Raw genomic sequence first — 26372 nt, forward strand, 5'->3', positions numbered from 1 at the left:
AAACGCCTTACGCCGTCTAGCACCTCCCTGAATAACCATTTAAGTTGTACGCAATTCAATTGCTAACTACAGTTACACCATGCATTCAACGCAAAGCCCCAAATCAGCCAACACAGCAGGCGCCTCACGCCGCAGCCCACCCGATTGGTTGCAACTGGACCAGCAGCTGTGCTTCGCGCTCTACGCCAGCTCGTTGGCCATGACCAAGCTCTACAAACCGCTGCTGGCGCCGCTGGGCCTGACCTACCCGCAGTATCTGGTGATGCTGGTGCTGTGGGAGCAAGACGGTATCAGCGTCTCCGCCCTGGGTCAGCGCCTGTCGCTGGACTCCGGCACCTTGACGCCCTTGCTCAAGCGCCTGGAAGCCGCCGCCCTGATCAGCCGCCAGCGCGCCAAAGATGACGAGCGCCGTGTCGACATTGGCTTGACGCCAGCTGGCAAAGCATTGCGGGCGCAAGCCAAAAGCATCCCGCATGAACTGGCTTGCGCCAGCGCCTGTTCACTCGAAGAAATCTCCTCCCTCACCAAGCGTTTACATGCGCTGCGCCTGGAGCTTTCCAAAGCCCAAGCCAGCGACTGATTTCGTTTTTCATTTTTTCCCCCACCCACCAACGACCTCACGGAGTACATGACCATGGCCCTCGACAAAGTTCTCTACACCGCTACCGCTACCGCCAACGGCGGCCGTCAAGGCAATGCATCGTCCAGCGACGGCGCGCTCAAAGTTGAGCTGAGCACACCGCGTGAATTGGGTGGCGCCGGCGGCCCCGGCACCAACCCGGAGCAGCTCTTCGCGGCCGGCTACTCGGCCTGCTTCATCGGCGCCATGAAGGCTGTTGCTGCCGGCCAAAAGATCAGCGTTCCGGCGGATGTGTCCATCACCTCGGATGTGGGCATCGGCCCCATCACCGGCGGCTTCGGCATTCAAGTGGCGATGCGCATCAGCTTGCCGGGCATGGACCGGGACGCAGCACAGGCCCTGATCAACGCCGCGCACCAGGTCTGCCCTTACTCGAACGCCACCCGCGGCAATATCGATGTGACGCTGACGCTGGTCTAAAAGGCCTCGTCACAAGGGAGTCACGAAGGGGCTCTATGGTTTGAAGCTTTGTCGAACATCTTCCACAAAGGCCAAGCCATGAGCTCCAAGCACGCCCTTCAACGACTCGCCAGCCTGATCGCACTCGGCTTGGCCACAGCGGCAGCCGCCACACCGGCCGCTGCCGCCATCAGCCTGGTGGCCACCGGCAGCTTGAGTGGCGCGCTGCACGACCTCTCCGGCCAAAGTGCCCCGCTTGAAAACGGTATTGCCGGCGATCTGCTCGGCGGCATGGGCTCGGCCCTGGCCTGGGCCGGCGGCAACACCTTCATCGCCCTGCCCGACCGTGGCCCCAATGCCACCGCATGGAACAGCGCGATCGACAACACCGCCTCCTTCATTCCTCGCCTGCAAACCGTGCAGCTGAGCTTGAACGCATCGGCTGGCGGCGCCCTGCCCTACACCTTGGGTGCCAAGCTGAACGCCACGACCTTGCTCTACAGTGCCAGCGCCTTGAACTACGGCAGCGCACCGAGCTTGAGCAAGGACGGCAAGAACTATTTCACCGGCCGCTCCGATGCCTTCGGCGCCGGCGGTTCTTTGAACAGCAGCAATGCCCGCCTCGACCCGGAAGGTTTGCGCCTCTCGAACGACGGCCGCAGCGTCTTCGTCAGCGATGAGTACGGCCCCGCCGTCTATCAATTCGACCGTGCCACCGGCGCGCGCCTCAAGTCATTTGTCCTGCCGGCCAATCTGGGCATCAGCCAGCAAAATGCACAAGGCGCCCTCGAGATTGCCAACAACACCAGCAGCGGGCGCGTCACTAACAAGGGCATGGAAGGCCTGGCCATCACGCCCGATGGCAAGACCCTGATGGGCTTTATGCAAAGCCCGCTGGCACAAGACGGCGGTGACGGTGGCGCGGCCAACCGCTTCATCAGCATCGACATTGCCACCGGTGCCACCAAGCAATTCGCCTACAACAACTACGATCCCATCACCAAGAAGAACTACAACAGCAGCGAAATCCTGGCGCTGAACGATCACGAGTTCCTCGTTCTGGAGCGTGATGGCAAGGGCCTGGGCGACGACTCGACCGCCAAGTTCAAGAGCATTTACAAGGTGGATCTGGCCAATGCGGCCGACGTCAGCAGCATCTCCGGCGAGAGCAATTTGCTAGCCCTGGCGCCTGCCAAGAGCCTGTTCCTGGACCTCAAGCAAGCCCTGAATGCCCAAGGCATTAGCGATGCGCAGATTCCAGCCAAGCTCGAGGGCATGAGCTTTGGCGAAGACATCATGGTGGGCGGCGTGCTCAAGCACACCCTTTACATCGCCAATGACAACGACTTCTTGGCCAGCTCGCCCAAGGGCCTGAACAACCCCAACCAGTGGTATGTGTTTGCCTTCAGCGATGCAGATCTGAACGGCTCCGCTTTTGTGCCCCAGCAAATCAGCGCCGTGCCGGAACCCGGCAGTTATGCGCTACTGCTGGCCGGCTTGATGGCGGGCATCCCCTTGGCCGCCGCCCGCCGCCGCAAGGCTGGCAAAGGCCACTGACTGCGGAGCTTTCCGAAGCTCAAGCCAGGAGCTGAAGCATCAGCTCCACCCTGGCCTTGACGGCTGACAGCGCGCCTGCACTGGGCAGGCCGCTGTCCTCGCCACCGATCACCGGCCCAGCATCGCAGCGGCTGCAGCGCAGCACCCGCACACCCTGGGCCTGAGCCCGCAACAAAGCCTGAGTCAGGCGCTCGCTCAGCGTGCCATTGCCGGTGCCGGCCACCACCAGGCCGGCGCAGCCCAAGCCCAGCAAGGCATCCACCAGCAGCCCGTCGGCACCCACATGGTTCAACACAATCTGCACCTGTGGCCACTGGTCCGCTGGCTTGGCGATGCGATCCAGGCCCAACGCCTCACCACGCGGCCAAGCGCCCCACTCACGCAAAACACCCTCTTCCATCACGCCGCAAAGCGCATCGTCGCGAGAGCGAAAAGCGTCAATGCGGTAGCTGTGCGCTTTTTGCACTTGCTCGGCCGCATGGACACGGCCAGCGGCCATCACAAGCACACCCGAGGCACGTGCATCCTGGGCCAGCACCACGGCATCCAGCAGATTCTGCGGACCATCCGCCTGCAAGGCCGTGGCCGGGCGCATCGCGCAGGTCAGCACCACCGGCTTGGTTGGCGCCAGCACGCGCTGCAAAAAGTAGGCGCTTTCTTCCATCGTATCGGTGCCATGGGTGATGACAATGCCGGCCACTTCAGGGCGCGCCAGATGCGTGGCAACTGCTTGAGCCAAGCGTTGCCAGGTGGCGATGTCCATATCCTTGCTGTCCAACTGCGCCACTTGCTGCATTTCCAGCCGGTGGCTGGCCAAGGCCGGCACGGCCTGCACCAAATGATCGACACCGAGCTGGGCGGCTTGGTAACCCACATTGTCCGCAGCATTGGCCGCGGTGCCGGCAATCGTGCCGCCGGTGCCAAGAATGACGACCCGGCTGGCGGTAGTGGAGAGAGGGCCAACACCCTCGATGCTTGATTTTTCGGCGCTCATTGACATATTTTCTTGGTTCGACTGGATGAAAATACAGCTACTGGATATATATTCAGGCAGTTGATCATTGGATCACAAACGAGGACCGATATGGATGACAGCCCCAAACTCACACCCCGCCAACAGCAAATTCTGGATCTGGTGCGCCAAGCCATCGAACTGACTGGCGCCCCGCCAACTCGGGCTGAAATCGCAGCCGAACTCGGCTTCAAATCGGCCAATGCGGCGGAAGAGCATCTGCAGGCCTTGGCGCGCAAGGGTGCGATTGAATTGGTGGGCGGCACCTCGCGTGGGATTCGCCTCAAATCAGGCACCTTGCGTGCGCTGAATGAAGCGCGCGATGCCAAAGAGGCGCGCGCGGGCGGCATTTCTGCTGGCGGTAGTCGCTTGAAAGGCCAGTCAACCGCCCAGTTTTCGCTGCCGCTGGCCAGTTTGGCCCAGTTGACCCTGCCTTTGGTCGGGCGCGTGGCGGCCGGCCACCCCATCTTGGCTCAGGAACACATCGAACAAAGCTATACGGTCGAAGCCAGCATGTTCGCGCGCCGGCCGGACTTTCTGCTCAAGGTCAAAGGCATGAGCATGAAAGACATCGGCATTCTGGACGGCGACCTGCTCGCGGTGCAAAAGTGCAGCGAAGCCAAGAATGGCCAGATCGTTGTGGCGCGCCTGGGCGATGAAGTGACGGTCAAGCGCTACCAGCGCGGCCGCAACGGCATTGAATTGCACCCCGAGAACGCCGAGTTCGAGCCCATACTGATTGCGAAAGCGGATGAAGACAACTTCGCCCTGGAAGGCTTGGCCGTCGGCCTGATTCGCAACAGCCTATTTAATTGAGGCGACTGGCGGGCAATTAGAGGGCGGTTGATTGGCACTTGGGGAATGATCTACACGAGTATGCAAATACTCCTGCAGATCATCACAGCCACGAAGTAACTGCATCCCAATCTAATTCTGTTTGCCAGTTAAGTATTCAAGCAAAGAAAAAGCCCCGATAACAAGTTATCGGGGCTTTCAAAATGTTGGCGGAGTGGACGGGACTCGAACCCGCGACCCCCGGCGTGACAGGCCGGTATTCTAACCAACTGAACTACCACTCCAGATGTGCGAATATAGTTTCGCAACATCGATAAGTTATGTAACTGCTAGCAGTTACCAAGCCTTATCAAACTTGGCGTCCCCTAGGGGATTCGAACCCCTGTAGTCACCGTGAAAGGGTGGTGTCCTAGGCCTCTAGACGAAGGGGACTAAACCTTCTAATTTTCAATTCACACCCGAACTGCGCGCCGCCTTGATCTCACCCACAGGATGAAATCATGGTGGAGGTAAGCGGGATCGAACCGCTGACCTCTTGCATGCCATGCAAGCGCTCTCCCAGCTGAGCTATACCCCCGAATCTTGTCAGAATGCGGGCATCGCGCCGTTCAAGCTAAAACTCTAAACTCAACTCTTAAATGCAAGCGGCCAATCTCTTGGCCGCTTGTCGACTCATTAAGTTGAGCCTTCAAACACATACACAGACCGAAATCTATGCACTCAATACGCTGGCGGAGTGGACGGGACTCGAACCCGCGACCCCCGGCGTGACAGGCCGGTATTCTAACCAACTGAACTACCACTCCAGATGAAGAGCTGATATTATATCAGCATTCATCGACAAGTTTTGTAAATATTTTCAGATTATTTCTAATCTCTCAAACATTTACCAAGCCTTATCAAACTTGGCGTCCCCTAGGGGATTCGAACCCCTGTAGTCACCGTGAAAGGGTGGTGTCCTAGGCCTCTAGACGAAGGGGACTAAACCTTCTTCAATATTGCTGCGCATTATACACAACATTATCGCTACTTACTGAACTGCGCGCCACTTAGAGTATAAATTTTTAAATCTAATACTTTTGGTGGAGGTAAGCGGGATCGAACCGCTGACCTCTTGCATGCCATGCAAGCGCTCTCCCAGCTGAGCTATACCCCCAAACTCTTTACTCTGCGCATCACAAGAAGTCCAGCTAGCCAGACCCTCATTCGACCCAAAGCAGCGTTTTGATGTTTCGCGCTGTTCAAGCAAGACGTAGATTGTAGAACGAAAATTAGGCGCTGCGCAAGCGTTTGATGACAATTTCTTTATCAAACAGTTCCAGCACTGCATCGACGCTGGGCGTTTGCACCCGGCCGCACACCAAAGCACGCACAGGCATGGCCAGCTGCGGCATCTTCAAGCCATGGGCGGCGATGGTTTCCTTGATGGCCGCGGCAATGCTCGCCCTATTCCACTCGATAGCAGCCAACTTGTCAGCGAAGGTCGTCAAAGCGGGTTTGACTGCATCGGTGACATGGGTCGCCAGATCGTCAGCGCTCGGGCTCACATCAGTGAAGTACATGGCCAGCCAATCGGCCAAGGCCACTGTGGTTGCGCAACGATCCTTGAACAAGGCGGCCATGGCCTTGAGCTGCGGCAACTCAGCGCTGATGCCGCGTTTGAGCAATTGCGCTTGCACCAAACCAGCCAAATGAGCATCGTCAGCCAGCTTCATGTAGTGGCTATTGACCCACTCGAGCTTGGCCGGATCCCACTGCGCGGGGCTCTTGTTGAGATGGGTGCCGTCGAACCAAGCCACCAATTGCTCACGCGAGTACAACTCATCATCACCATGGCTCCAGCCCAGGCGTGACAGATAGTTGAGCATTGCCTCGGGCAGATAGCCCATTTCTTCGTAGTTGGTGACGCTGACGGCACCACGGCGCTTGGACAGCTTCAAACCGTCGTCACCCAGGATCACCGGGAAGTGGCCGAACTTGGGCAGCGGTGCGCCCAGGGCATTGAAGATATTGATCTGCCAAGGCGTATTGTTGACATGCTCGTCGCCGCGGAAAACGTGGCTGATCTTCATATCCCAATCATCGACCACCACGCAGAAGTTGTAGGTCGGCACGCCGTCGGGCCGCACGATGATCAGGTCGTCGATCTCGCGGTTATTGATGGTGATGGGGCCTTTGACCAGATCGTCCCAAGTCACATCGCCCTCGGGCGGGTTCATGAAACGGATCACCGGCGCCACGCCTTCGGGCACGGGCGGCAGCACCTTGCCGGGCGCCGGGCGCCAGCGGCCGTCGTAGCCGGTCTTCTCACCACGCGCGCGCTGGCCTTCGCGCATTTCTTCCAGTTCTTCCGGCGAGCAATAGCAGCGATAAGCGGTGCCGGCGGCCAACATGCTGTCCACCACGGCTTGGTAGCGATCCAGACGCTGCATCTGATAGATCGGGCCTTCGTCGTAGGTCAGGCCCAGCCAGTTCATGGAGGCAATGATTTGATCCACCGAATCTTGGGTGGAGCGGGCCACATCGGTGTCTTCAATGCGCAGCACGAACTCACCACCGAAATGGCGGGCATAAGCCCAGGAGAACAGGGCGGTGCGGGCTGTGCCCAGGTGCAGGAAACCGGTCGGCGACGGCGCAATACGGGTGCGGACAGGAGTGATGGCTTGGCTCATTTCGAGAGATTCAAAGTTGATAGACCGCGAAGCAGGTCGTCGGTGATGTCGTCCACATGCTCCAGGCCAACGGCCAGGCGGATCAGGCCTTGGCTGATGCCGGCGGCTTGGCGCTGCGCGTCAGACAAGCGCCCGTGCGAGGTGGTGGCCGGGTGGGTGATGATGGACTTGGTATCGCCCAGATTGGTGGCGACGCTGAGCACGCGGGTGCTGTCGATGATGTGGAAGGCCGCCGCCCGTGCCGCTTCAGGTGAATCGGCATGCAGTTCGAAGGACAGCACCGCACCGCCCTGCCCCGACTGCTGGCGCATCGCCAAATCGTGCTGGGGATGCGAGGCCAGCGTCGGGTAGTAGACGCGAGCGACCTCGGGGCGGGCTTCGAGCCAGCGGGCCACGGCCAATGCTTGATCGCTCTGTGCCTTCATGCGCAAGCTCAAGGTCTCCAAGCCCTTCAGCACAACCCAGGCGTTAAAGGGCGCCAAGGTCATGCCGACTGTGCGCAGCACCGGGCCGAACACGTCACGGATCAGACGATTCGGGCCACACAAGGCTCCGGCCATCACGCGGCCCTGGCCGTCCATGTACTTGGTCGCCGAGTGCATGACGACATCGGCACCGAAATCGACCGGCCGTTGCAGTGCGGGCGTCGAGTAGGTGTTGTCCACCGCCAGCAAGGCACCGGCCGCGTGGGCGATGTCGGCCAGCGCCTGGATGTCGCACACCTCGGTCAGCGGATTGGTCGGCGTCTCGGCGAACAGCAGCTTGGTCCTTGGCCGGACGGCAGCCTGCCATTCAGCCGGATCGGTCTGCGAGACGAACGTGGTCTCGACACCGAACTTGCCGAACTCCTTGGCGAACAGATTGATCGTCGACCCGAACACCGAGCGCGAGCAGATCACATGGTCGCCCGCTTTCAGCAGGCCCATGCCGAGCAGCAGGATGGCGCTCATGCCGGTTGCGGTAGCTACGGCGGCTTCGGTGCCTTCCATCGCCGCCAGACGTGCTTCAAGGCTGCGCACGGTCGGGTTGCTGGTGCGCGCGTAGGTGAAATCGTCCGAGGCTGCAAAACGCTGCGCCGAGGTGGCAGCGTCGGGCTGCACAAAGGCGCTGGTCAGGAACAAGGCCTCAGAATTCTCGCCATGCTGGCTGGGCGCCAGCGCGGTGCGCACCGCCAGAGTCTCAGGGCGCAAGCCCTCGGGCAGGCGAGCGCGGGCAATGCGGCGCTCTTCGTCACTCAAACTCATCCCGCTCACTCCTGCCGGCTTTGCAGTGCCAGGCGGCTGCGCGCCGGGCCTTCTTCCTCGTCGCCCTGGCTCAGGCGCTGAGCCTCCATCTTGGCGAAGTCTTCAGCCGTCACATCGCCGGTGATGTAGTGGCCGTCGAAGCACGAGGCCTCAAAGCCCTTCAGCGCCGGCTGCAAGGCCGCCACCACCCGCTTCATCGCGTCAACGTCTTGGTAGATCAGCGCGTCGGCGCCGATGAACTGGCGGATCTCTTCGATCGAGCGGTTGTGCGCCACCAACTCGGAGCTGGTGGGCATATCGATGCCGTAGACATTGCGATAGCGCACCGGCGGGGCGGCCGAGGCCAGATAGACCTTGCGGGCGCCAGCCTCGCGGGCCATCTGCACGATCTCCTTCGACGTCGTGCCGCGCACGATGGAGTCATCCACCAGCAGCACATTGCGGTTCTTGAACTCCAGGCCAATCGCATTGAGCTTTTGGCGCACCGACTTCTTGCGCGCGCCCTGCCCCGGCATGATGAAGGTGCGGCCGACGTAGCGGTTCTTCACAAAGCCTTCGCGGTAAGGCTTGCCGATGCGGTGGGCCAATTGCATGGCCGAGGGACGGCTCGATTCCGGAATCGGGATCACCACATCGATGTCGCTGGGCGGCATGGTGGAGATCAGGCGCTGGGCCAGCGTTTCACCCATATTCAGACGCGCCTGGTAGACCGAGATGCCGTCCATCACCGAGTCCGGGCGGGCCAGGTAGACAAACTCAAACATGCAGGGGTTCAGCGTCGGGTTCTCAGCGCATTGCTGGCTGGTCATTTGACCCTTCATATCGATGAACAAGGCCTCGCCCGGCGCCACATCGCGCACCAGTTGGTGGCCGGTGCCTTCCAGGGCCACGCTCTCGCTGGCCACCATGAATTCGCCATCTGCCGCTTGGCCAAAGCACAGCGGGCGGATGCCGTAGGGGTCGCGGAAAGCCAGCAAGCCGTGGCCGGCGATCAGGGCGATCACAGCGTAGCTGCCCTTGATGCGCTTGTGCACGGCGGCGACGGCCTTGAACACCTCGGCGGGTGTCAGCGGCAGGTCGCGGGCGACCATTTCCAACTCATGGGCCAGCACATTCAGCAGCACCTCGGAATCACTCTCGGTGTTGATGTGGCGGCGGTCCACATCAAACAACTCGGTCTTGAGGCTTTGCGCATTGGTCAGGTTGCCGTTGTGCACCAGCACCAGGCCAAAAGGCGCGTTGACGTAGAAGGGCTGTGCCTCTTCTTCGTTGTAAGCATTGCCGGCCGTGGGGTAACGCACCTGGCCCAAGCCGATGCTGCCCGGCAAGGCGCGCATATTGCGGGTGCGGAACACATCGCGCACCATGCCGCGGGCCTTGTGCATGAAGCACTTATTGCCTTGCATGGTGACGATGCCGGCGGCATCCTGACCACGGTGCTGCAGCAGCAACAGCGCGTCGTAAATCAGCTGATTGACGGGGTTGGGGGAGATCACGCCGACGATGCCACACATGGCTTTTCCTTCACTCACTGCTTCTAAACACGAGGCCCAAGCAAGATGCTCAGGCCGGAATCAACTTCAATACTTCTGCCGGCAACACCGGCTTGGCGGCCTGGATCACGGTTTGCAAACCAGGCACCAATTGCGAACTCAACCAAGTCTCGGACTCGACCGCTGGCGTCATGCTGACCAAGAGCACCACCGCAATGCAAATCAAGAGCCCGCGCAGCACGCCGAAACCTGCGCCGGCCAACCGGTCCAGCACGCTCAGCGGCGTCGCATGAATCAGGCTGCGCAGCAGCTTGGCGCAAATACCCCACAAGAGCAAGACCAGCACAAAACTCAAGCCCAAGCTGAGGGCATGCGCCAAGCCCGGCCCCAACTTTTCTTGCGGCAAAAACTCTTGCAGCACCGGCGCCAACCAGGGCATGCAAAAGTAGGCCACCACCCAACCCGCCAGCGACAAAACCTCAAACACCAAGCCGCGCCACAAGCCCATCAAAATGGACAAGGCCAGCACGGTCAGAAAAATCCAATCAAGCCAAACCATGCGCTACCCCGCAAGAAAGCGGCCGCTTCACAGCGTCAGCACAGCCGTGCTCAGGCCCGTGGCCCGCACCTTGGCTGCGGCTTTATCCGCTTCCTCGCGGCTGGCGAAGGGCCCCACCCGCACGCGGATGCGCGTGCCTGAAGGCGTGTTCACCTCTTGCGTATAAGTCTTGAGGCCCAGTTTTTCGACCTTGTGCCGCGCCTCTTGAGCCGCCTGCATATCCGCATAAGCGCCCACCTGCAGGATCACGCGTGTGGCGCCATCGGCGGGCTTTTTGCTCTCATCCGGCTTGGGTGGCATCTTGCCATCCAGCAAAGCCTGCACCCGCGCCGCTTCCTGGCTGCTGGCACTCATGGCCTGAGGCTTAGGCTTATCGGCGGGCTTTTCGGCCACTTTTTCGGTGGGCTTGTCGATGTGCCTATCTGCCTGTTTCTCGGCCGCCTTCTCACTTGCCTTGGCGACAGGCTTGTCAGCAGCCACCTTGGCGCTTGGCGCTGGGACAGGCTTGGCAGGCTCTGTAGCTGCTACTTGACTTGGCTTCGGGGCCGCCACCTGGGCTGACTGAGCCGGTTGCGGCTGAGGTTTGACTTGCGCCACCGGCTCACTGGCCTTCGGCGGCTCAGGCTGCACCGGCTCGGGCCGCGAAGGCTCAGTCGTGCGCGTCAAAGCAGGCGGCTCCACCACCGCCACCTTGGGGCCCACCTTGCCGGCCAAGCCCGGGGGCGGGCTCAGCACCGGCACGCCGTCTTTGTCCGGAATGGTGATCAAAAGATCAACGGGAATAGGCCGAGGCTGGGTTTCAAACACCAGCGGGAAGCCGATCACCCCAATCGCCACCAGCACCGCGGCGCCAATCAGACGTCGGCGTGCGCGTACCCGCAACTGCTGAACCGCATCGGCTGTGTCAGACACCGGCTTGGCCGCCGGCTTATTGCTTGATCGCTTAAGGAATGACAGCAAGCCCATGGCTAGATTGGCAGCTCAAACGCTGGGTTAGGGGTTACAAGTGAAGGGCGCAACGCCCAATAGTGCAAAACCAAGACCGCCCCCGGCTACTGCAAACCCGGGGAGATGGTCAAAAAAACAGCTGTACGGTGGTGTTCAAACCCTGCCCGGCATGGCTCAGGCGCGCTGCAAACGAGGCACGCCCTGCTTGAGCACGCCGCCCACCGTGTAGAAGGAACCAAACACCAGAATTCTATCAGCCGGGTCTGCCACAGCCGCCGCTGCAGCCAGGGCGGCCAGGGGTTCGGCATGGGTGTGCAAGCTGAGTTGGGGCGGTGTTTTCAAGGCGCCTGCTTGCTGCAGGGCTTCGAACTGCTGGCGCAGGTCGGTAGCCTTGGCGGCGCGCGGAATCTCCAGGTCGCAAAAGTGCCAGGCATCGACCAGCGGTGCCATCTTTTGGAAGATCGCGGCCAAGTCTTTATCGGCCATGGCGCCAAACACCACATGGGTGCGCGGGAAGAAACCCATTTGGTCAAGGTTCTGAGCCAGCGCCGCCACCGCATGCGGGTTGTGCGCCACGTCCAGCACCAGCGCGGGCTGGCCCGCCACCACTTGGAAGCGGCCCGGCAGCTCCACCATCGCCAAACCATTGCGTACCGCTTGGGCGCTGATGGGCAAGCGCGCATACAGCGCCTCGAACACGGCGAGCACACCGGAAGCGTTGAGCAGCTGATTAACACCGCGCAGCGCCGGATAGGCCAGGCCGCTGAAGCGCTTCTCGCGGCCGGTCCACTGCCATTGCTGGCGGTCGCCGCTGTAGGTGAAGTCTTTACCCAGCTGGCGCAAGTCGGCACCGATCTCGGCTGCGCGCGCTGCCAAGCTGGCCGGCGGCATGGGGTCGCTCACCACCACCGGGCGGCCGGCACGCATGATGCCGGCCTTCTCTCGGCCCACCGACTCCCGGTCGGGGCCTAGGTATTCGGTGTGATCCAGGTCGATGCTGGTGATGACCGAGCAGTCTGCATCAATGGCATTGACGGCGTCCAAACGGCCGCCCAAGCCGACTTCCAGAATCACCAGATCCAAGGGCTCGGCCGCCAGACGCAGCATGATGGCCAGGGTGGTGAACTCGAAATAGCTCAGCGTCATCTCGCCGCGCGCCGCTTCAACAGCCGCGAAAAATGGCAGCAGCGACTCCGCCGAGACCGACTCGCCGCCCACGCGGCAGCGCTCCTGGAAATGCACCAGATGCGGCTTGATGTAGAGGCCCACCCGGTAGCCGGCCTGCAAGGCAATGCACTCCAGCATCGCGCAGGTGCTGCCCTTGCCATTGGTGCCGGCCACCATCACCACCGGGGCCTCGAACTTCAGGCCCAGGCGGTCGCGCATCAGCTGCACGCGCTCCAAGGTCATGTCGATGGTCTTGGGGTGCAGGCGCTCGCAATGGGCGAGCCAGTCATCAAGCGTTTGGGGCAACATGTCTTTTTTTCGCTCAAGCAAAACGGCCAAGCCTTGTGGGCCTGGCCGTTGAATTCAAAAAATCAGGAGGTTTGCGATCAGGCCACCGCGTCGGAGCTCTGGCGCTGCAGCATGGCCAGCTGGCGGGCGATGGTCTCACGCAGCTTGCGGCGATCAACAATCATGTCGACAGCGCCCTTCTCCATCAAGAACTCGGCGCGCTGGAAGCCGGCTGGCAGCTTTTCACGCACGGTGTTCTCGATCACGCGCGGGCCGGCAAAACCGATCAGCGCCTTGGGCTCGGCAATCACCACATCGCCCACAAAAGCAAAGCTGGCCGAGACGCCGCCCATGGTCGGGTCTGTCAGCACGCTGATGTAAGGCAGTTTGGCCTTGGCCAGGTGCGTCAGGGCCGCATTGGTCTTGGCCATCTGCATCAGGCTCAACAAACCTTCTTGCATGCGCGCGCCACCGGTGGCGGTGAAGCAGATGAAAGGCGTCTTTTGCTCGATGGCGGTTTCCACGCCACGCACAAAACGCTCACCCACCACGGAGCCCATTGAGCCGCCCATGAAGCTGAACTCGAAGCAAGCAGCCACCACAGGCACCGTCATCACCGCGCCGCCGAACACCACGAGGGCGTCGGTTTCACCGGTGTGCTCCAGCGCTTCTTTCAGGCGATCGGGGTACTTCTTGCTGTCCTTGAACTTCAAGGCATCGACGGGCAGCACTTCCTGACCGATTTCGTAGCGACCTTCGCCGTCCAGGAAGGCGTTCAAGCGCTCACGCGCGCCGATGCGGTGATGGTGGCTGCACTTGGGGCAGACGTTGACGTTCTGCTCCAGGTCGGTCTTGTAGAGCACGGTCTCGCAAGACGGGCATTTGATCCAAAGCCCCTCGGGCACCATGCGGCGCTCGTTGGGATCGGTTTGCTGCATCTTGGGCGGCAGTAGTTTTTCAAGCCAACTCATGGGCAGATTCCTCTAAAAAAATTGACTCTGACCCCAGATACTGGGATTCAGGCGTCGAGCGCGGCGCGGATTTCTCGGATGAATTGCGCCCCTGTTGCGGCGACATTATCGCGCGGCTGGGCCTCGAGCAATTCAACCAGGCGCGAACCGATGACGACGGCGTCCGAGTGATCGGCCACCGCGCGCGCGCTGACCGCGTCGCGAATGCCAAAACCGACACCCACCGGCACGCTGACATGGCGGCGGATGCGCGGAATCATCGCGGCTACCGCCGCGGTGTCCAGATGCCCTGCCCCGGTCACGCCCTTGATCGACACATAGTAGACATAGCCACGCGCCACCTTGCCGACGCGCGCCATGCGCTCCTCGGTCGAGGTGGGGGCCAGCAAGAAGATGGGATCCATATCCTGGGCATGCAGCAGCCCAGCAAAGGCCTCGCATTCCTCGGGCGGATAGTCCACCACCAGCACGCCATCCACACCCGCCGCCTTGGCATCGCTGACAAAGCGGGCCTGGCCGTAGCGCTCAATCGGATTGGCATAACCCATCAACACCACCGGCGTGCTGTTATTGCTGGCGCGAAAGCGCTGCACATCGGCCAGTACCTGCTTCATGCCCACACCGGCGCGCACGGCGCGCTCGGCCGCGCGCTGAATCACCGGGCCATCGGCCATGGGGTCGGAAAACGGCACGCCCAGTTCGATCACATCGGCGCCCGCCTCGGCCATGGCCAGCATCAGCTCGACGGTGACATCGGGATAAGGGTCACCGGTTGTGACGAAGGGGATCAAGGCCTTGCGGCCCTCAGCGGCCAGGCGCTCAAACGTGCTTTGGATGCGGCTCATGGCTGGGCTCCTGTCTTGCTTTGCCCATGCAAGGCATCCAGCGAAATCGTGTTGCCCCCCTTGACCGATTGCCCGGTGCAAGACGGTCGGCAGAAGAAGGACGCCTGCGACAAATCAGCCACCGTGCCAATATCCTTATCACCGCGGCCCGACAAATTCACCAGCAAATGCTGATCCGCCGGCAGCGTAGGCGCCAGCTTGATCGCATAGGCCAGCGCATGGCTGGATTCCAACGCCGGGATGATGCCTTCGGTGCGGCACAGGCGATGGAAGGCGCTGAGCGCTTCGTCGTCGGTGACCGACACATACTCGGCGCGGCCAATGTCCTTCAGATACGCATGCTCTGGGCCCACGCCGGGGTAGTCAAGGCCGGCTGACACCGAGTGCGTCTCGGTGATCTGACCGTTATCGTCCTGCAGCAAATAGGTACGGTTGCCATGCAAAACGCCCGGCGTACCCTTAGACAGCGTGGCGGCATGCTTGTCGGTATCCACACCCAAACCAGCAGCCTCAACGCCGATCAAGCGCGTGGCTTCATGCTCGATATAGGGATAGAAGATGCCGATGGCATTGCTGCCACCGCCCACGCAGGCGATCACCGCATCGGGCTGGCGGCCGGTCATCTCCGGCATCTGCGTCAGGCACTCATCGCCGATGATGCGCTGGAAGTCGCGCACCATCATCGGATAGGGGTGCGGGCCGGCCACGGTGCCGATGATGTAGAAGGTGGACTCCACATTCGTCACCCAGTCGCGCATCGCTTCGTTCAGCGCGTCCTTCAGGGTCTTGGAGCCCGACTCCACCGGCACCACACGGGCGCCCAGCAGATTCATGCGGTAAACATTGGGGCTTTGGCGCTTGACGTCCTCGCTGCCCATATAGACCACGCACTCCATGCCGTAGCGCGCGCAGATGGTGGCAGTGGCCACGCCATGCTGGCCCGCGCCGGTCTCAGCAATGATGCGCTTCTTGCCCATGCGCTTGGCCAACAAGGCCTGGCCGATGGTGTTGTTGATCTTGTGCGCGCCGGTGTGGTTCAGGTCTTCACGCTTGAGGAAGATCTGCGCGCCACCGAGTTCGCGGCTCAGGCGGTCCGCGTGATAGATGGGGCTGGGGCGACCCACGAAATGGGCCAGTTCCTTGTTGAACTCAGCGATGAACTCCGGATCCTTGCTGTAGTGCGCATAGGCTTGCTTGAGTTCGTCAAGCGCGTGGACCAGGGTTTCGGCAACAAAGCTGCCGCCATAGGTCTGGCCCTTGACCGGGCCGAAATGCCCATTGGCATCGGGCTGTTGATACTTGCTCATGGTGCTGGATTTCTCTGTTCAGGTTGAAAGTTCCTGGATGCGCGCATCGGCTTGACGCACCGCATCGCAGAACTGACGGATCAGGGCGGCGCTCTTGAGGCCCTTGGCCTCTTCCACGCCGGAACTCACGTCAACGGCGATAGGCCGAACCTGAAGAATCCCGGTCAGCACATTTCCGGCATGCAACCCACCAGACAAAACGACTGGAGAGGGCACGTTTTTTGGAATGAGTGACCAATCGAAAACCTTTCCACCGCCGCCGTAGCCCTCGACATGGGCGTCGAGCAGCACGGCTTGGGCACTTGAGTACTGTGAGGCGAAGTTTAGCAAATCAAAACCCTCGCCCATGCGCGCGGCACGCAGATAGGGCCGCCCTGCCCCCTCACACTCGCGCGGGCTCTCATCCCCGTGAAACTGCAGCAGCATATTGGGCAGCGCCTGCAAGCCCGCCGCCAACTCGGCCTCACTGGCGTTGACGAACAAGCCCACCGGCGTGACAAAGGGTGGCAGCAAGCGCGCCAACTCGGCCGCGCGGGCCGGGCTGACATAACGCGGGCTTTTGGCGTACATCACAAAGCCGATCGCATCGGCACCGGCCGCCACGGCCGCAGCCACATCGGCCTCGCGGGTCAAGCCACAAATCTTGATTCGGGTACGGCTCATCATCGTCATCCGGGCAGCCAGTCCATGGTTGCGGTGTGTTCGGGAATATCAAACTGAGGCTCGTAGTACGGCCCCATGAAGTAAAGCCCATCGGCCGGAAAGGTGGGCGCGGCCAAGGCACGATCACGCGCCGCCAAGACCTGAGCCAACCACTCGAGCGACTGGCTGCCATTGCCCACGGCGATCAAGCAACCCATGATGTTGCGCACCATATGGTGCAAAAAGGCCGAGGCATCAAAGTCAAAGCGCCAGTAGGCACCGCGTCGGCTGATGCTGATCTTGCGCAGGGTTTTGATGGGCGATTTGGCCTGGCATTGGGCGGCGCGAAAAGCGCTGAAGTCGTGCTCGCCGATCAGCAGGTCTGCCGCCGCGCGCATGGCCTCAGCGTCGAGCGGACGAAACACCCAGCCCACACCACCCGCTTCGATGGCCGGGCGCACCACCGACTCCAGCACCAAAAAGGCATAACGCCGGCCTTGCGCGGAGAAGCGCGCATGAAATTCATCACCCGGAAAGCGGCACCACTGAACCGCCACGTCGGCGGGCAAGTAACGGTTGGTGCCACGCACCCAGGAGGCGGCCTCGCGGCTGATCTCGGTATCGAAATGCACCACTTGGTTGAGGCCATGCACCCCGGTATCCGTGCGGCCGGCGCAAATGCTGCGGATCGGCGTGGCCGCGAATTCGCTCAGGGCGGCTTCCAGCACATCCTGAACCGTTTGCCCATCCACCTGGCTTTGCCAGCCGTGATAGGCCTGACCGCGGTAACTCACTCCCAGCGCAACGCGCATGCCGTCCATCCTCATTTGCCTATTGGCTATTTGGCTGCTTGGCTTCTTGAGTAGCAAGCCTTGCCGCCATGAAAAAAGGCGCCCCGGTTGCGAGCGCCTTTTGGGTTCAAGTCGAGCAGCTTAACTTAACGCAACTCGTTGAGCATGGACTGGGCCTTTTCCTTCAGCAGACCACTGGCCTTGCCGATCAGTTCCTGCAGCACTTCGCGCGCGCCTTCGGTGTCACCGATCTGGCGGAATTCGTCAGCCAATTCCAGCTGGCGCATCAGCGGATCACCATCGTCATCGGGCAACTCCTCGATCACATGAGCAACGGGCTCCTGCGGCGCTTCCGCGGCTTCAACCACCTCACCCGGCTGATTCAGCATGGCGGCGAAGTCGGCCGGCAGATCATCGTCCAGGCTCGAAGACTCGGCAGCCGGAATCGCTGCAGGTTTGCTGTCATCCAGGCTCAGGTCGATGGACGACATATCGAAGTCCAGCGCGCCGTCAGTCGCAGGGGCAGCAGGGGCCGATGCGGGTGCGCTGGCATGCTCACCCAGATCAGGCAGATCCAAATCAAACTCCAGATCCGCCTTGCCATCACTTTGCACCGTGGTGGGTTCAGGATCCGACAGGTCAAAATCCATTGACAAAGGCGCTTGCTCCACCGAGGTGGCCATGGCTTGCGTAGCGGCCATGGCCGAAGCAGGCGCAGCGCTCGGGCCGCCGAGGTCCAGATCAAGATCCAGATCAAAGCCGCTCATCGGGCCGGAATCGGCTGCTGCGCTGCTGGCCAGTGGCGCAGTTGCCAGATGGGCGGCGGCACTGACCGTATGCGGCATGGTGCTGGCATCCATCGGCTCGGGATGAATATCGCGGCCATCATCGGTCTGCGTGGGCGCGCCACCGGGCTGGTACAACGGATTGTCCGGGTCAATCTGACGGCCCAGCTCTTGCGCCTTGGCCCAGTCATCACCCAGGCCATGGGTCTCGGCAAACAGCTGAATGGCCAGTTGCTCAAAGCCCTTGGTATCGCGGCGCTTGGCATAGACCTCCAGCAGCTTGAGGCGGATCGCCAAGCGCTCGGGATTGGCGCGCAGGGCTTCCTTGAGGATTTCCTCGGCTTGCAGGTCACGGCCGTAGGCCAGGTAAACATCGGCCTCGGCCACCGGATCGACGTCGCCGATCGCATCCAACTGGCTGAGCGAATAGTTCATCGATGAACCGGTCGCTTCACGCGTATCCACCCGTGCGCCGCCCGAGGCGCCGAAGAATGAATCCGGTTGCGCACGGCTCTCTTGGAAGCCAGTGTCCGGCTTGCTGGCAGCCTTGCGGCCACGCAAGCGATACAGACCGAAGGCGCCGAGCGCGGCCACCAGGGCACCGGCGATCGGCAGCACCAGGGGGCTCTCAAGCAAGTCTTCCAGGAAGCTCGGCTCGGCGGGGCTGCTGACCGGTGCTGGCATGGCGGGCATGCTGGCAGCCGAGGCAGCGGCCAGCACGGGCCTTGCGGCTGAGGCCGGCTTGCTTGCTGGTTCTGCAGCAGCCACAGCAGGCGCAGCACTGGCTTGCGGCGCAGCCGGAACGGGTGCTGCCACCACGGCAGGTGCCGCAGGCATCGCTGGCGCCGTCGATGCCGCGGGTGCAGTTGCAGGCGCTGGCTTAGCCGCGCTGGAGAGCTTTTTCAGCTCTTCCACATTGCGGGTCAGCTCAGCCATGCGGGCGCTGGCATCCTTCTTCTCAGTCTCTTTGGAGGCCTGAGCCAATTTGGCGTTAGCGGCGCTCTGCGCCTCGGCCGCGCTGGCGGCCTTGCTCAGCGTCAGCTTGTCGGGTTTGGCCGCTGCAGATGCTTTCTTGTCATCTACCGCTGCTTGCACCTGGCCCTTGGCGGCGCGCTCGTTCTGCTCTTGCTGCAGCGCTGGCGCAGCCGTACCCAGTTGTTGGCGGTAGGCATTGAAGTCCGTGCTCTGCGCACGGATCACTTGCCTAGCTTGCGCGGTGCTCAGGTCGCTCAGGCTGTCGCTGCTCGGCACTTGCATGACAGCGCCGACCTTCAGGCGATTCATATTGCCGTCAACAAAAGCTTCTGGATTGCTGCGGTACAAGCCCACCAGCATTTGATCCAGAGAAACGCCTTGCGGCTGTGTTTTGGCGGCGATGCGGTACAGCACATCGCCGGGCTTGACGCGATATTCAGAGGCCGACTGCGGTGCTTCGGCGCGCGGCTTGGGTTCGGGCTTGGCTTCAGCTTTGGCACGCGTGGCTGCAGGGGTCGCTGGGCTCGGCGCGGGCGAAGGCCTGGGGGCAATCGTGGACGAAGCGGACGGCGTCGGCACGGCCACAGCATCACTCACAGCGCCAGATGGCTGAGGGGCGGCGGCAATCACTGCAGGCGCCACCGGCGCAGGTGCGGCGCCGGGGCGCGGGGCATTCACTGGCGGATCGAACAGCAAGGTGTATTCGCGCACCAAGCGGCCGGTGGCCCAGTTCAGCTCAAGAATCACGTCCACAAAGGGCTCTTGCACCGCGCGGTCACTGCTGACGCGCAGGTAGGTGCGGCCGTCACGGCGGCTCACCTGCACCTGGGTGCCGGTCAAGACGCTGTTGTATTCCACCCCGGTAGCACGGTAGGCATCGGGCGAAGCGACCTTGACCTTGAGGGTGCTGGCTTCTTCGGCGCTGAGGCTGGTGACATCGATCTCGGCTTTTAGCGTTTCGCCCAAAGCGGATTGCACCGTCAAACGCCCCAAGCCCACAGCACCCGCTTGGGCGCTGAGCAAAAGCAAAGTCGCCGCAGCGATACGGGAGAAGGCAAAAAGGCCGGGCTGCAAGAGCCCTTGGGTCAAGCGGCTGGGCGCTTGGCCCGTGGCTTCATTCATTGCGCTGCGACTTTGTTTCAAGGCATCCCCCAAAGCAAGAAAGCGGGTCCTCCCGGGCGCCCGCTCGCTTCATTGATGATCATTTCTTTGTATTGAACAGCGCTCACGGTGCCATCCCTTGGCGCGGCATCGCCCTCGCGTGCCACTGAAATTCCTAACAGGGGCAAGCATATACGCAAGCAAGCTCAGGTAAAGCCGCATAAGCCCTCAGGAGGCCCGGCAGTTCAAGGCACTGGACACCGCCTGTCGTATACAGACAACGGCCGAGCAAATGCCCGGCCGCGGTCTGTGACTCTTTGTAAAAGTGCTTGCAAGCAGGCGCCTGCCAAGCACTTCGCCGCGCTGACTCAGCGCGCCAGCAGAATGCGCAGCATGCGGCGCAGCGGCTCGGCAGCACCCCACAGCAACTGGTCGCCAATGGTGAAGGCACCCAGATACTCAGGGCCCATGGCCAGCTTGCGCAAGCGGCCGACCGGGATCGTCATGGTGCCGGTGACGGCCACTGGGGTCAGGTCTTTCACCGTCGCCTCGCGGGTATTGGGCACCACTTTGACCCATTCGTTGTCGGCGGCGATCATGGCCTCGATGTCAGCCAGGGGCACATCGCCCTTGAGCTTGAAGGTCAGCGCCTGGCTGTGGCAGCGCATCGCACCGACGCGCACGCAGAAACCGTCCACGGGGATGGCAGGGGCAGCGAAGCCCTCACCCTGACCCAGAATCTTGTTGGTCTCGGCCATGCCCTTCCACTCTTCCTTGGACATGCCATTGCCCAAGTCTTTGTCAATCCAGGGGATCAGCGAGCCGCCCAGCGGCACGCCGAAATTGGCCGTCTCGGCGGCACTTAGTCCACGCTGAGTCGCAATGACCTGGCGATCGATTTCGAGAATGGCGCTCTTGGGATCGTCCAGCAGACCGCGCACCGACGCATTCAGCGTTCCGTACTGCGTCAGCAGCTCGCGCATATGCTGCGCGCCACCGCCCGAAGCGGCCTGGTAAGTCTGGGTGCTCATCCACTCGACCAAGCCGGCCTTGTAGAGCGCGCCCACGCCCATCAACATGCAGGACACGGTGCAGTTGCCGCCGACCCAGTTCTTGCCGCCCTTGTCCAAGGCTTGCTGTATCACCGGCATATTGACGGGGTCCAGGATGATGACGGCATCGGACTCCATGCGCAGCGTGGACGCAGCGTCAATCCAATGGCCGTCCCAGCCGGCAGCGCGCAGCTTGGGGAAGACCTCGCTGGTGTAGTCGCCACCCTGCGCGGTGATGATGATGTCGCAGCGCTTGAGCTGCTCGATATCAAACGCGTTCTGCAGCTTGGTCTCGTTCTTGGCTTGCGCGGGAGCGGCGCCGCCGGCATTCGATGTGCTGAAGAACAGCGGCTCGATCAAATCGAAATCGCGCTCAGCGCTCATGCGATCCATGAGCACCGAGCCCACCATGCCGCGCCAGCCTACCAGTCCAACCAGTGTTGTCATCTTGATTACCTCTATCGCCCTAAAGATTCAGTCCAACTCTCGCCAAAGCGCTGCAGCGTTTCTCAAGTGCACGGCAGTACAGCAAGTACTGTCTTCGACTCTTGGCTTCGCTGCAGCAGTATTTTTGAAAGTCCTGTTAACTTGGAACTTTGCTCCCCCCGGCTTGTTCGCCTGAGGGGTAGGGGCGAGACAAACCGGAGCTGAACTAGCCCTTAATGGTTTTGGTCATGGTGATCGCAGCGACAACCGCATCACCCATCTCGCGCGTGCCCACCTTCTGGGTGCCCTCGCTCCAAATGTCTGGCGTGCGCAGACCTTGGGCCAATACAGCGGCCACAGCCGACTCAATACGAGCGGCGGCAACTGGTTGGTTGAGGGAAAATTTGAGCATCATGGCAGCAGAGAGAATTGTAGCCAAAGGATTGGCCACGCCCTTGCCTGCGATGTCCGGCGCGCTGCCGTGGCTCGGTTCGTACAGGCCTTTGTTGTTCTTGTCCAACGAGGCCGAGGGCAGCATGCCGATGGAGCCGGTCAGCATGGCCGCTGCGTCCGAGAGGATGTCGCCGAACATATTGCCGGTCACCAGCACGTCAAAGCGCTTGGGCGCCTTGACCAACTGCATGGCGGCGTTGTCCACATACATATGGTCGAGTTCCACGTCCGGGTACTGGGCGCCGATCTCGATCATCACGTCTTTCCAGAACTGGAAGGTCTCCAGCACATTGGCCTTGTCGACGCTGGTGACGCGCTTGCCGCGCTTGCGGGCGGCCTGGAAAGCCACGTGGGCGATGCGCTCGATCTCCGGGCGCGAGTAGCGCATGGTGTCGAAGGCTTCTTCGCTACCGGGGAAATGACCATCCACCGCCGTGCGGCGGCCGCGCGGCTGGCCGAAATAGATGTCACCGGTCAGCTCACGAATGATCAGGATGTCCAGGCCAGCCACCAACTCGGGCTTCAGGCTCGAGGCATGCGTCAGCTCGGGGTAGCAAATGGCCGGACGGAAGTTGGCAAACAGACCCAGATGCTTGCGCAGGCCCAGAATCGCTTGCTCAGGGCGCAGCGGGCGATCGAGCTTGTCGTATTTCCAGTCACCGACGGCGCCAAACAGAATGGCATCGGCATCTTTGGCCAGTTGAAGCGTCGCGTCGGGCAGCGGATGGCCGCTGGACTCAAAGGCCGCGCCGCCCACGTCGGCGTGTTCCAACTCCAGCGGCAGATCCAGGACCTTCAGGACCTTGACCGCCTCGGCGACGATTTCGGTGCCAATGCCGTCACCCGGCAAAACTGCAATTTTCATTTTCTTGATTCCCGTCAGATGTCTTATCAACCGGCCAATTGATTGGCCAACCAGGGCTTGGCTGCCAAGCGCTCGGCCTCATAGCTGCGGATCTTGTCCGCGTGGCGCAGCGTCAGGCCGATATCGTCAAAGCCGTTGAGCAGGCAGAACTTGCGGAAGGCTTGCACCTCGAAGGGCACTTCGCTGCCGTCGGCCAGGATCACCACCTGGCGCGGCAAGTCCACCGTCAGCTGATAGCCCGGGAAGGCCGCCACTTCGTCAAACAGCTTGGCCACGACGCTCTCAGGCAACTGGATCGGCAGCACGCCGTTCTTGAAGCAGTTGTTGAAGAAGATGTCGGCAAAGCTGGGCGCGATGATGACGCGAAAGCCGTACTGCTCCAGCGCCCAAGGCGCATGCTCACGGCTGGAGCCGCAGCCGAAATTGCTGCGCGCCAGCAGCACCGAAGCGCCTTGGTAGCGCGGTTGATTCAGCACGAAGTCTGGGTTAGGTTTGCGGGTGGCGGGGTCTTGACCGGGTTCGCCAGCATCAAGATAGCGCCACTCATCGAACAAATTGGGGCCAAAGCCCGAGCGCTTGATCGACTTGAGGAATTGCTTAGGGATGATGGCATCGGTGTCGACGTTGTCGCGATCCATCGGGGCCACCAGGCCCTTGTGCAGGGTGAACTTTTCCATGATGTTGTGAGGCTCCTGATCAGGACTTGCTGACGTCAACGAAATGGCCGCGCATGGCGGCCGCAGCGGCCATGGCCGGGCTGACCAAATGGGTGCGACCACCGGCGCCTTGACGGCCTTCGAAGTTGCGATTGCTGGTCGAGGCGCAGCGCTCGCCCGGCTCCAAGCGGTCGGCATTCATGGCCAAGCACATACTGCAACCCGGTTCACGCCACTCAAAGCCTGCGGCCTTGAAAACCTGATCCAGCCCTTCGGACTCGGCTTGCGCCTTCACCAGGCCGGAGCCTGGCACCACCATGGCCAGCTTGACGTTGGCCGCGATCTTGCCGCCCAGCTTGCGCACCACAGCGGCGGCTTCACGCATGTCTTCGATGCGGCTATTGGTGCAAGAGCCGATGAAAACCTTGTCGATGTGAATGTCGGCAATCGCCTTGTTCGGCTGCAGCGCCATGTACTGCAGGGCGCGCTCGATGGCGCCGCGCTTGACGGCGTCCTTTTCCTTGTCGGGATCGGGCACGCGGTCATTGATGGACAGCACCATCTCGGGTGAAGTGCCCCAGGTGACCTGGGGCTGAATCTCAGCGGCATTGAGTTCAACCACCGCGTCAAACTTGGCGCCGGCATCCGTGTGCAGCTCGCGCCAGTAAGTCATGGCCTGCGCCAACTCGACGCCGGTGGGCGTGAAGGGGCGGCCGACCACGTAGTTGAGCGTGGTGTCGTCTACGCCGATCAAGCCCGCGCGCGCGCCGGCCTCGATGGCCATATTGCAGACCGTCATGCGGCCTTCCATGCTCAGCGCGCGGATGGCCGAGCCGCCGAACTCGATGGTGTAGCCGGTGCCGCCAGCCGTGCCGATCTTGCCGATGATGGCCAGCACGATGTCTTTGGCGCCCACGCCGGGTGCGACCTGACCCTCGACGCGGATCAACATATTCTTGGCCTTTTTGGCCAGCAAGGTCTGGGTCGCCAGCACATGCTCCACCTCGGAAGTGCCGATGCCATGCGCCAGCGCGCCGAATGCGCCGTGGGTGGAGGTGTGGCTGTCACCGCAGACAACGGTCATGCCAGGCAAGGTAGCGCCCTGCTCCGGGCCAATGACGTGGACGATGCCTTGGCGCAGATCGTTCATCTTGAACTGGGTCAGGCCGAAGCGGTCGCAGTTCTGGTCCAGGGTGTCGACCTGCAACTTGGACACCGGGTCGCTGATGCCGCCACTGCGGTCGGTGGTGGGCACATTGTGGTCACTCACCGCCAGATTGGCCGAGACGCGCCAGACCTTGCGCGCCGCCAGATCCAGGCCTTCAAAAGCCTGTGGGCTGGTGACTTCATGCAGCAGATGGCGGTCGATGTAGAGCACGGTGGTGCCGTCTTCTTCGACGTGCACAACATGCTCATCCCAGAGCTTGTCGTAAAGCGTGCGCGGATTGTGGTTCGCAGTCATGGGGACTTCTTCCTTTTTCTGAAGGGTCAATGCTCGGAGCTTGTTTTGGATTGGGGGCACAGCGCATCAACAAAGCGCTGCAGCACGGCCGGCATGCGCTCTTGCTGGGCCACGCCCAAGCGGTATTCGCGGGCGGCCCAGCTTTCGTCCAGGCGCAGCAGGCGCAGCTTGAAGACGCGGGAAAATCGTTCGGCCGGGCCTTCGGGCAAGACCGCCACGCCCAGGCCCGCTTCCACCAACTGGGCGATGGCATCAAAGCCGCGCACTTGCAGGCGCGCCTTGAGCGTGCGGCCGCGTGCTTGCGCCTGTTCGCGCATCAATTCCTGGGCGCTGGCGCCGGCGTGCAAGCCGATCAAATCAAAGTCCAGCAGGTCGGAGAAATTCACCGCCTCGCGGTTCGCCAATTCATGGTCCTGCGGCACCAAGACGGCCAAGCGCGCTTCCCGGTACAGCCAATGCTGCAAGCGGTTGTCCAGCAAGGGCGGCGTGAAGATGCCGACATCGGCACGCCCTTCGGCCACCGCCGCCTGCACCTCGGCGCTGGTTTGATCTTCCAGGCTGATGCGAATTTGCGGGTGCGCTTGCGAGAAGGCGGCCAAATCAGCGGGCAGGCATTCGGCAATCGCGCCGCTATTGGCGGCAATGCGCAAATGCCCTTTGATGCCGCGGGCGAACTCCACCACTTCGCTTTCCAGCGCGTGCAAAGATGCATGCAGGCTGCGGATATGACGCACCAAAGCGCGGCAGGCCTCGGTGGGCTCCACGCCACGAGCGCGGCGCTCAAACAGCTGCACACCCAGGCGCGCTTCCAGGTCCGATACCCGCTTGCTGGCCGCCGCGAGCGCCAAATGCTCGCGCGCCGCGCCCTTGGTGATGGAGCGGGTTTGCTCAATCGCCAAGACAAGGTTGAGGGTGGTCAGGTCAAGCCGCATAGTGAGGAGAATAAACCTTCGCGCAAATGATGCGCTGCGTCAGAAAACAATAGACCATTCTCGCACCGCGAAGGGTTGATATTCCAATTCCGCTGCAATTCGATCAGCGCCCACACCCTCACCGACTCCTCAGCAAGGCATATCGAGAAGCGCAAACAGCCCTGCGCTCGCCAAGCAGTCACGGCCGCGCGGCGGGATGCAATTCAGCCGAGCGTGCAAAGGCCTCAGGAGGAAAAAGTGGCAGGAATCAGGTATTTCGGGATTCGACTACCATCAACCCGGCGTAGGCTCGCGCTGAGTGAGCCAGGACCAGCATGCAGGGAAAAGCTGAATTC

At 61.8% G+C, this 26372-nt stretch carries 22 protein-coding genes and 6 tRNA genes; 4 read left to right on the plus strand and 24 right to left on the minus strand.

The window, feature by feature from the left end; all coding sequences use genetic code 11:
• The first annotated feature begins 79 nt into the window (after positions 1 to 79).
• The 3 genes from AT984_RS08970 (at position 80) to AT984_RS08980 (ending at position 2596) form a co-directional block, all read left to right on the plus strand.
• Positions 80 to 580: a MarR family winged helix-turn-helix transcriptional regulator gene (locus tag AT984_RS08970; protein ID WP_058719807.1), complete on the plus strand. Its 501-nt coding sequence runs from the start codon at positions 80 to 82 to the stop codon at positions 578 to 580.
• A gap of 54 nt (positions 581 to 634) precedes the next feature.
• Entirely contained in the window at positions 635 to 1060 is a 426-nt protein-coding gene (locus tag AT984_RS08975) for an organic hydroperoxide resistance protein (protein WP_058722192.1), read from the plus strand.
• A 78-nt stretch (positions 1061 to 1138) separates the two neighbouring features.
• Positions 1139 to 2596 carry an esterase-like activity of phytase family protein gene (locus tag AT984_RS08980; RefSeq protein ID WP_058722193.1) on the plus strand — a complete coding sequence of 486 codons (1458 nt, stop codon included), beginning with the start codon at positions 1139 to 1141 and terminating at the stop codon, positions 2594 to 2596.
• 19 nt (positions 2597 to 2615) lie between these two features.
• Here AT984_RS08980 and AT984_RS08985 read toward each other — a convergent pair whose 3' ends face one another.
• A complete protein-coding gene (locus tag AT984_RS08985; protein WP_058719808.1) occupies positions 2616 to 3590 on the minus strand; it encodes an asparaginase in 975 nt (324 codons plus the stop codon).
• 90 nt (positions 3591 to 3680) lie between these two features.
• On the opposite strand from AT984_RS08985, the gene lexA reads away from it, so the two are divergent.
• Positions 3681 to 4424, plus strand: coding sequence for a transcriptional repressor LexA (gene lexA, locus AT984_RS08990; RefSeq protein WP_058719809.1), 744 nt, complete (start codon positions 3681 to 3683; stop codon positions 4422 to 4424).
• 186 nt (positions 4425 to 4610) lie between these two features.
• Here lexA and AT984_RS08995 read toward each other — a convergent pair.
• The 23 genes from AT984_RS08995 to AT984_RS09105 form a co-directional block, all read right to left on the minus strand.
• Positions 4611 to 4687 (minus strand) — tRNA-Asp (locus AT984_RS08995).
• Positions 4688 to 4759: 72 nt separating this feature from the next.
• Positions 4760 to 4835 (minus strand) — tRNA-Glu (locus tag AT984_RS09000).
• A 69-nt stretch (positions 4836 to 4904) separates the two neighbouring features.
• Positions 4905 to 4980: transfer RNA gene (locus AT984_RS09005), tRNA-Ala, on the minus strand.
• Between the two features lie 152 nt (positions 4981 to 5132).
• Positions 5133 to 5209: transfer RNA gene (locus AT984_RS09010), tRNA-Asp, on the minus strand.
• Positions 5210 to 5309: 100 nt separating this feature from the next.
• Positions 5310 to 5385 (minus strand) — tRNA-Glu (locus AT984_RS09015).
• A 98-nt stretch (positions 5386 to 5483) separates the two neighbouring features.
• Positions 5484 to 5559 (minus strand) — tRNA-Ala (locus AT984_RS09020).
• A 115-nt stretch (positions 5560 to 5674) separates the two neighbouring features.
• A complete protein-coding gene (gene gltX, locus AT984_RS09025; RefSeq protein WP_058719810.1) occupies positions 5675 to 7075 on the minus strand; it encodes a glutamate--tRNA ligase in 1401 nt (466 codons plus the stop codon).
• The gene (locus tag AT984_RS09030; protein WP_197418289.1) at positions 7072 to 8319 is read right to left on the minus strand and encodes an O-succinylhomoserine sulfhydrylase; all 1248 of its coding nucleotides are present in this window, start codon (positions 8317 to 8319) and stop codon (positions 7072 to 7074) included. Before AT984_RS09030 ends, gltX begins: the two co-directional genes overlap by 4 nt.
• Positions 8320 to 8324: 5 nt before the next feature.
• Positions 8325 to 9833 carry an amidophosphoribosyltransferase gene (gene purF, locus AT984_RS09035; RefSeq protein ID WP_058719811.1) on the minus strand — a complete coding sequence of 503 codons (1509 nt, stop codon included), beginning with the start codon at positions 9831 to 9833 and terminating at the stop codon, positions 8325 to 8327.
• Between the two features lie 49 nt (positions 9834 to 9882).
• Positions 9883 to 10371 carry a CvpA family protein gene (locus AT984_RS09040; RefSeq protein ID WP_058719812.1) on the minus strand — a complete coding sequence of 163 codons (489 nt, stop codon included), beginning with the start codon at positions 10369 to 10371 and terminating at the stop codon, positions 9883 to 9885.
• A gap of 27 nt (positions 10372 to 10398) precedes the next feature.
• Positions 10399 to 11283, minus strand: a complete 885-nt coding sequence (locus AT984_RS09045) for an SPOR domain-containing protein (protein WP_231741616.1) — start codon at positions 11281 to 11283, stop codon at positions 10399 to 10401.
• Positions 11284 to 11493: 210 nt separating this feature from the next.
• Positions 11494 to 12795, minus strand: coding sequence for a bifunctional tetrahydrofolate synthase/dihydrofolate synthase (gene folC, locus AT984_RS09050; protein WP_058719814.1), 1302 nt, complete (start codon positions 12793 to 12795; stop codon positions 11494 to 11496).
• Positions 12796 to 12872: 77 nt separating this feature from the next.
• Entirely contained in the window at positions 12873 to 13745 is an 873-nt protein-coding gene (accD, locus tag AT984_RS09055) for an acetyl-CoA carboxylase, carboxyltransferase subunit beta (RefSeq protein WP_058719815.1), read from the minus strand.
• Between the two features lie 47 nt (positions 13746 to 13792).
• Positions 13793 to 14590, minus strand: coding sequence for a tryptophan synthase subunit alpha (gene trpA, locus AT984_RS09060; RefSeq protein ID WP_058719816.1), 798 nt, complete (start codon positions 14588 to 14590; stop codon positions 13793 to 13795).
• Entirely contained in the window at positions 14587 to 15897 is a 1311-nt protein-coding gene (gene trpB, locus AT984_RS09065) for a tryptophan synthase subunit beta (RefSeq protein WP_058719817.1), read from the minus strand. Before trpB ends, trpA begins: the two co-directional genes overlap by 4 nt.
• A gap of 18 nt (positions 15898 to 15915) precedes the next feature.
• Positions 15916 to 16560 carry a phosphoribosylanthranilate isomerase gene (locus AT984_RS09070; RefSeq protein WP_058722195.1) on the minus strand — a complete coding sequence of 215 codons (645 nt, stop codon included), beginning with the start codon at positions 16558 to 16560 and terminating at the stop codon, positions 15916 to 15918.
• A gap of 5 nt (positions 16561 to 16565) precedes the next feature.
• Positions 16566 to 17351, minus strand: a complete 786-nt coding sequence (truA, locus tag AT984_RS09075; RefSeq protein ID WP_058722196.1) for a tRNA pseudouridine(38-40) synthase TruA — start codon at positions 17349 to 17351, stop codon at positions 16566 to 16568.
• 125 nt (positions 17352 to 17476) lie between these two features.
• On the minus strand, positions 17477 to 20212 hold the full coding sequence (locus tag AT984_RS09080) for a FimV/HubP family polar landmark protein (protein ID WP_082679902.1): 2736 nt from the start codon (positions 20210 to 20212) through the stop codon (positions 17477 to 17479).
• A gap of 347 nt (positions 20213 to 20559) precedes the next feature.
• Positions 20560 to 21690, minus strand: coding sequence for an aspartate-semialdehyde dehydrogenase (asd, locus tag AT984_RS09085; RefSeq protein WP_058719818.1), 1131 nt, complete (start codon positions 21688 to 21690; stop codon positions 20560 to 20562).
• A gap of 205 nt (positions 21691 to 21895) precedes the next feature.
• Positions 21896 to 22987, minus strand: a complete 1092-nt coding sequence (leuB, locus tag AT984_RS09090; RefSeq protein WP_058719819.1) for a 3-isopropylmalate dehydrogenase — start codon at positions 22985 to 22987, stop codon at positions 21896 to 21898.
• A 26-nt stretch (positions 22988 to 23013) separates the two neighbouring features.
• A complete protein-coding gene (gene leuD, locus AT984_RS09095) occupies positions 23014 to 23664 on the minus strand; it encodes a 3-isopropylmalate dehydratase small subunit (RefSeq protein ID WP_058719820.1) in 651 nt (216 codons plus the stop codon).
• Between the two features lie 19 nt (positions 23665 to 23683).
• Complete coding sequence (gene leuC / locus AT984_RS09100; RefSeq protein ID WP_058719821.1) at positions 23684 to 25105, minus strand: 3-isopropylmalate dehydratase large subunit; 1422 nt, start codon at positions 25103 to 25105, stop codon at positions 23684 to 23686.
• A 26-nt stretch (positions 25106 to 25131) separates the two neighbouring features.
• Positions 25132 to 26037 carry a LysR family transcriptional regulator gene (locus AT984_RS09105; RefSeq protein ID WP_058719822.1) on the minus strand — a complete coding sequence of 302 codons (906 nt, stop codon included), beginning with the start codon at positions 26035 to 26037 and terminating at the stop codon, positions 25132 to 25134.
• Between the last annotated feature and the right edge of the window lie 335 nt (positions 26038 to 26372).

Source organism: Paucibacter sp. KCTC 42545, assembly GCF_001477625.1.
Classification (GTDB): domain Bacteria; phylum Pseudomonadota; class Gammaproteobacteria; order Burkholderiales; family Burkholderiaceae_C; genus Paucibacter_A.

Bases quoted from the DNA above. Each gene is read 5' to 3' on its own strand.
- AT984_RS08970 (WP_058719807.1), top strand. From the start codon at position 80: ATGCATTCAACGCAAAGCCCCAAATCAGCCAACACAGCAGGCGCCTCA.
- AT984_RS08975 (WP_058722192.1), top strand. From the start codon at position 635: ATGGCCCTCGACAAAGTTCTCTACACCGCTACCGCTACCGCCAACGGC.
- AT984_RS08980 (WP_058722193.1), top strand. From the start codon at position 1,139: ATGAGCTCCAAGCACGCCCTTCAACGACTCGCCAGCCTGATCGCACTC.
- AT984_RS08985 (WP_058719808.1), bottom strand. From the start codon at position 3,590: ATGAGCGCCGAAAAATCAAGCATCGAGGGTGTTGGCCCTCTCTCCACT.
- lexA (WP_058719809.1), top strand. From the start codon at position 3,681: ATGGATGACAGCCCCAAACTCACACCCCGCCAACAGCAAATTCTGGAT.
- gltX (WP_058719810.1), bottom strand. From the start codon at position 7,075: ATGAGCCAAGCCATCACTCCTGTCCGCACCCGTATTGCGCCGTCGCCG.
- AT984_RS09030 (WP_197418289.1), bottom strand. From the start codon at position 8,319: ATGAGTTTGAGTGACGAAGAGCGCCGCATTGCCCGCGCTCGCCTGCCC.
- purF (WP_058719811.1), bottom strand. From the start codon at position 9,833: ATGTGTGGCATCGTCGGCGTGATCTCCCCCAACCCCGTCAATCAGCTG.
- AT984_RS09040 (WP_058719812.1), bottom strand. From the start codon at position 10,371: ATGGTTTGGCTTGATTGGATTTTTCTGACCGTGCTGGCCTTGTCCATT.
- folC (WP_058719814.1), bottom strand. From the start codon at position 12,795: ATGTTGCCCCAAACGCTTGATGACTGGCTCGCCCATTGCGAGCGCCTG.
- accD (WP_058719815.1), bottom strand. From the start codon at position 13,745: ATGAGTTGGCTTGAAAAACTACTGCCGCCCAAGATGCAGCAAACCGAT.
- trpA (WP_058719816.1), bottom strand. From the start codon at position 14,590: ATGAGCCGCATCCAAAGCACGTTTGAGCGCCTGGCCGCTGAGGGCCGC.
- trpB (WP_058719817.1), bottom strand. From the start codon at position 15,897: ATGAGCAAGTATCAACAGCCCGATGCCAATGGGCATTTCGGCCCGGTC.
- AT984_RS09070 (WP_058722195.1), bottom strand. From the start codon at position 16,560: ATGAGCCGTACCCGAATCAAGATTTGTGGCTTGACCCGCGAGGCCGAT.
- truA (WP_058722196.1), bottom strand. From the start codon at position 17,351: ATGCGCGTTGCGCTGGGAGTGAGTTACCGCGGTCAGGCCTATCACGGC.
- AT984_RS09080 (WP_082679902.1), bottom strand. From the start codon at position 20,212: ATGAATGAAGCCACGGGCCAAGCGCCCAGCCGCTTGACCCAAGGGCTC.
- asd (WP_058719818.1), bottom strand. From the start codon at position 21,690: ATGACAACACTGGTTGGACTGGTAGGCTGGCGCGGCATGGTGGGCTCG.
- leuB (WP_058719819.1), bottom strand. From the start codon at position 22,987: ATGAAAATTGCAGTTTTGCCGGGTGACGGCATTGGCACCGAAATCGTC.
- leuD (WP_058719820.1), bottom strand. From the start codon at position 23,664: ATGGAAAAGTTCACCCTGCACAAGGGCCTGGTGGCCCCGATGGATCGC.
- leuC (WP_058719821.1), bottom strand. From the start codon at position 25,105: ATGACTGCGAACCACAATCCGCGCACGCTTTACGACAAGCTCTGGGAT.
- AT984_RS09105 (WP_058719822.1), bottom strand. From the start codon at position 26,037: ATGCGGCTTGACCTGACCACCCTCAACCTTGTCTTGGCGATTGAGCAA.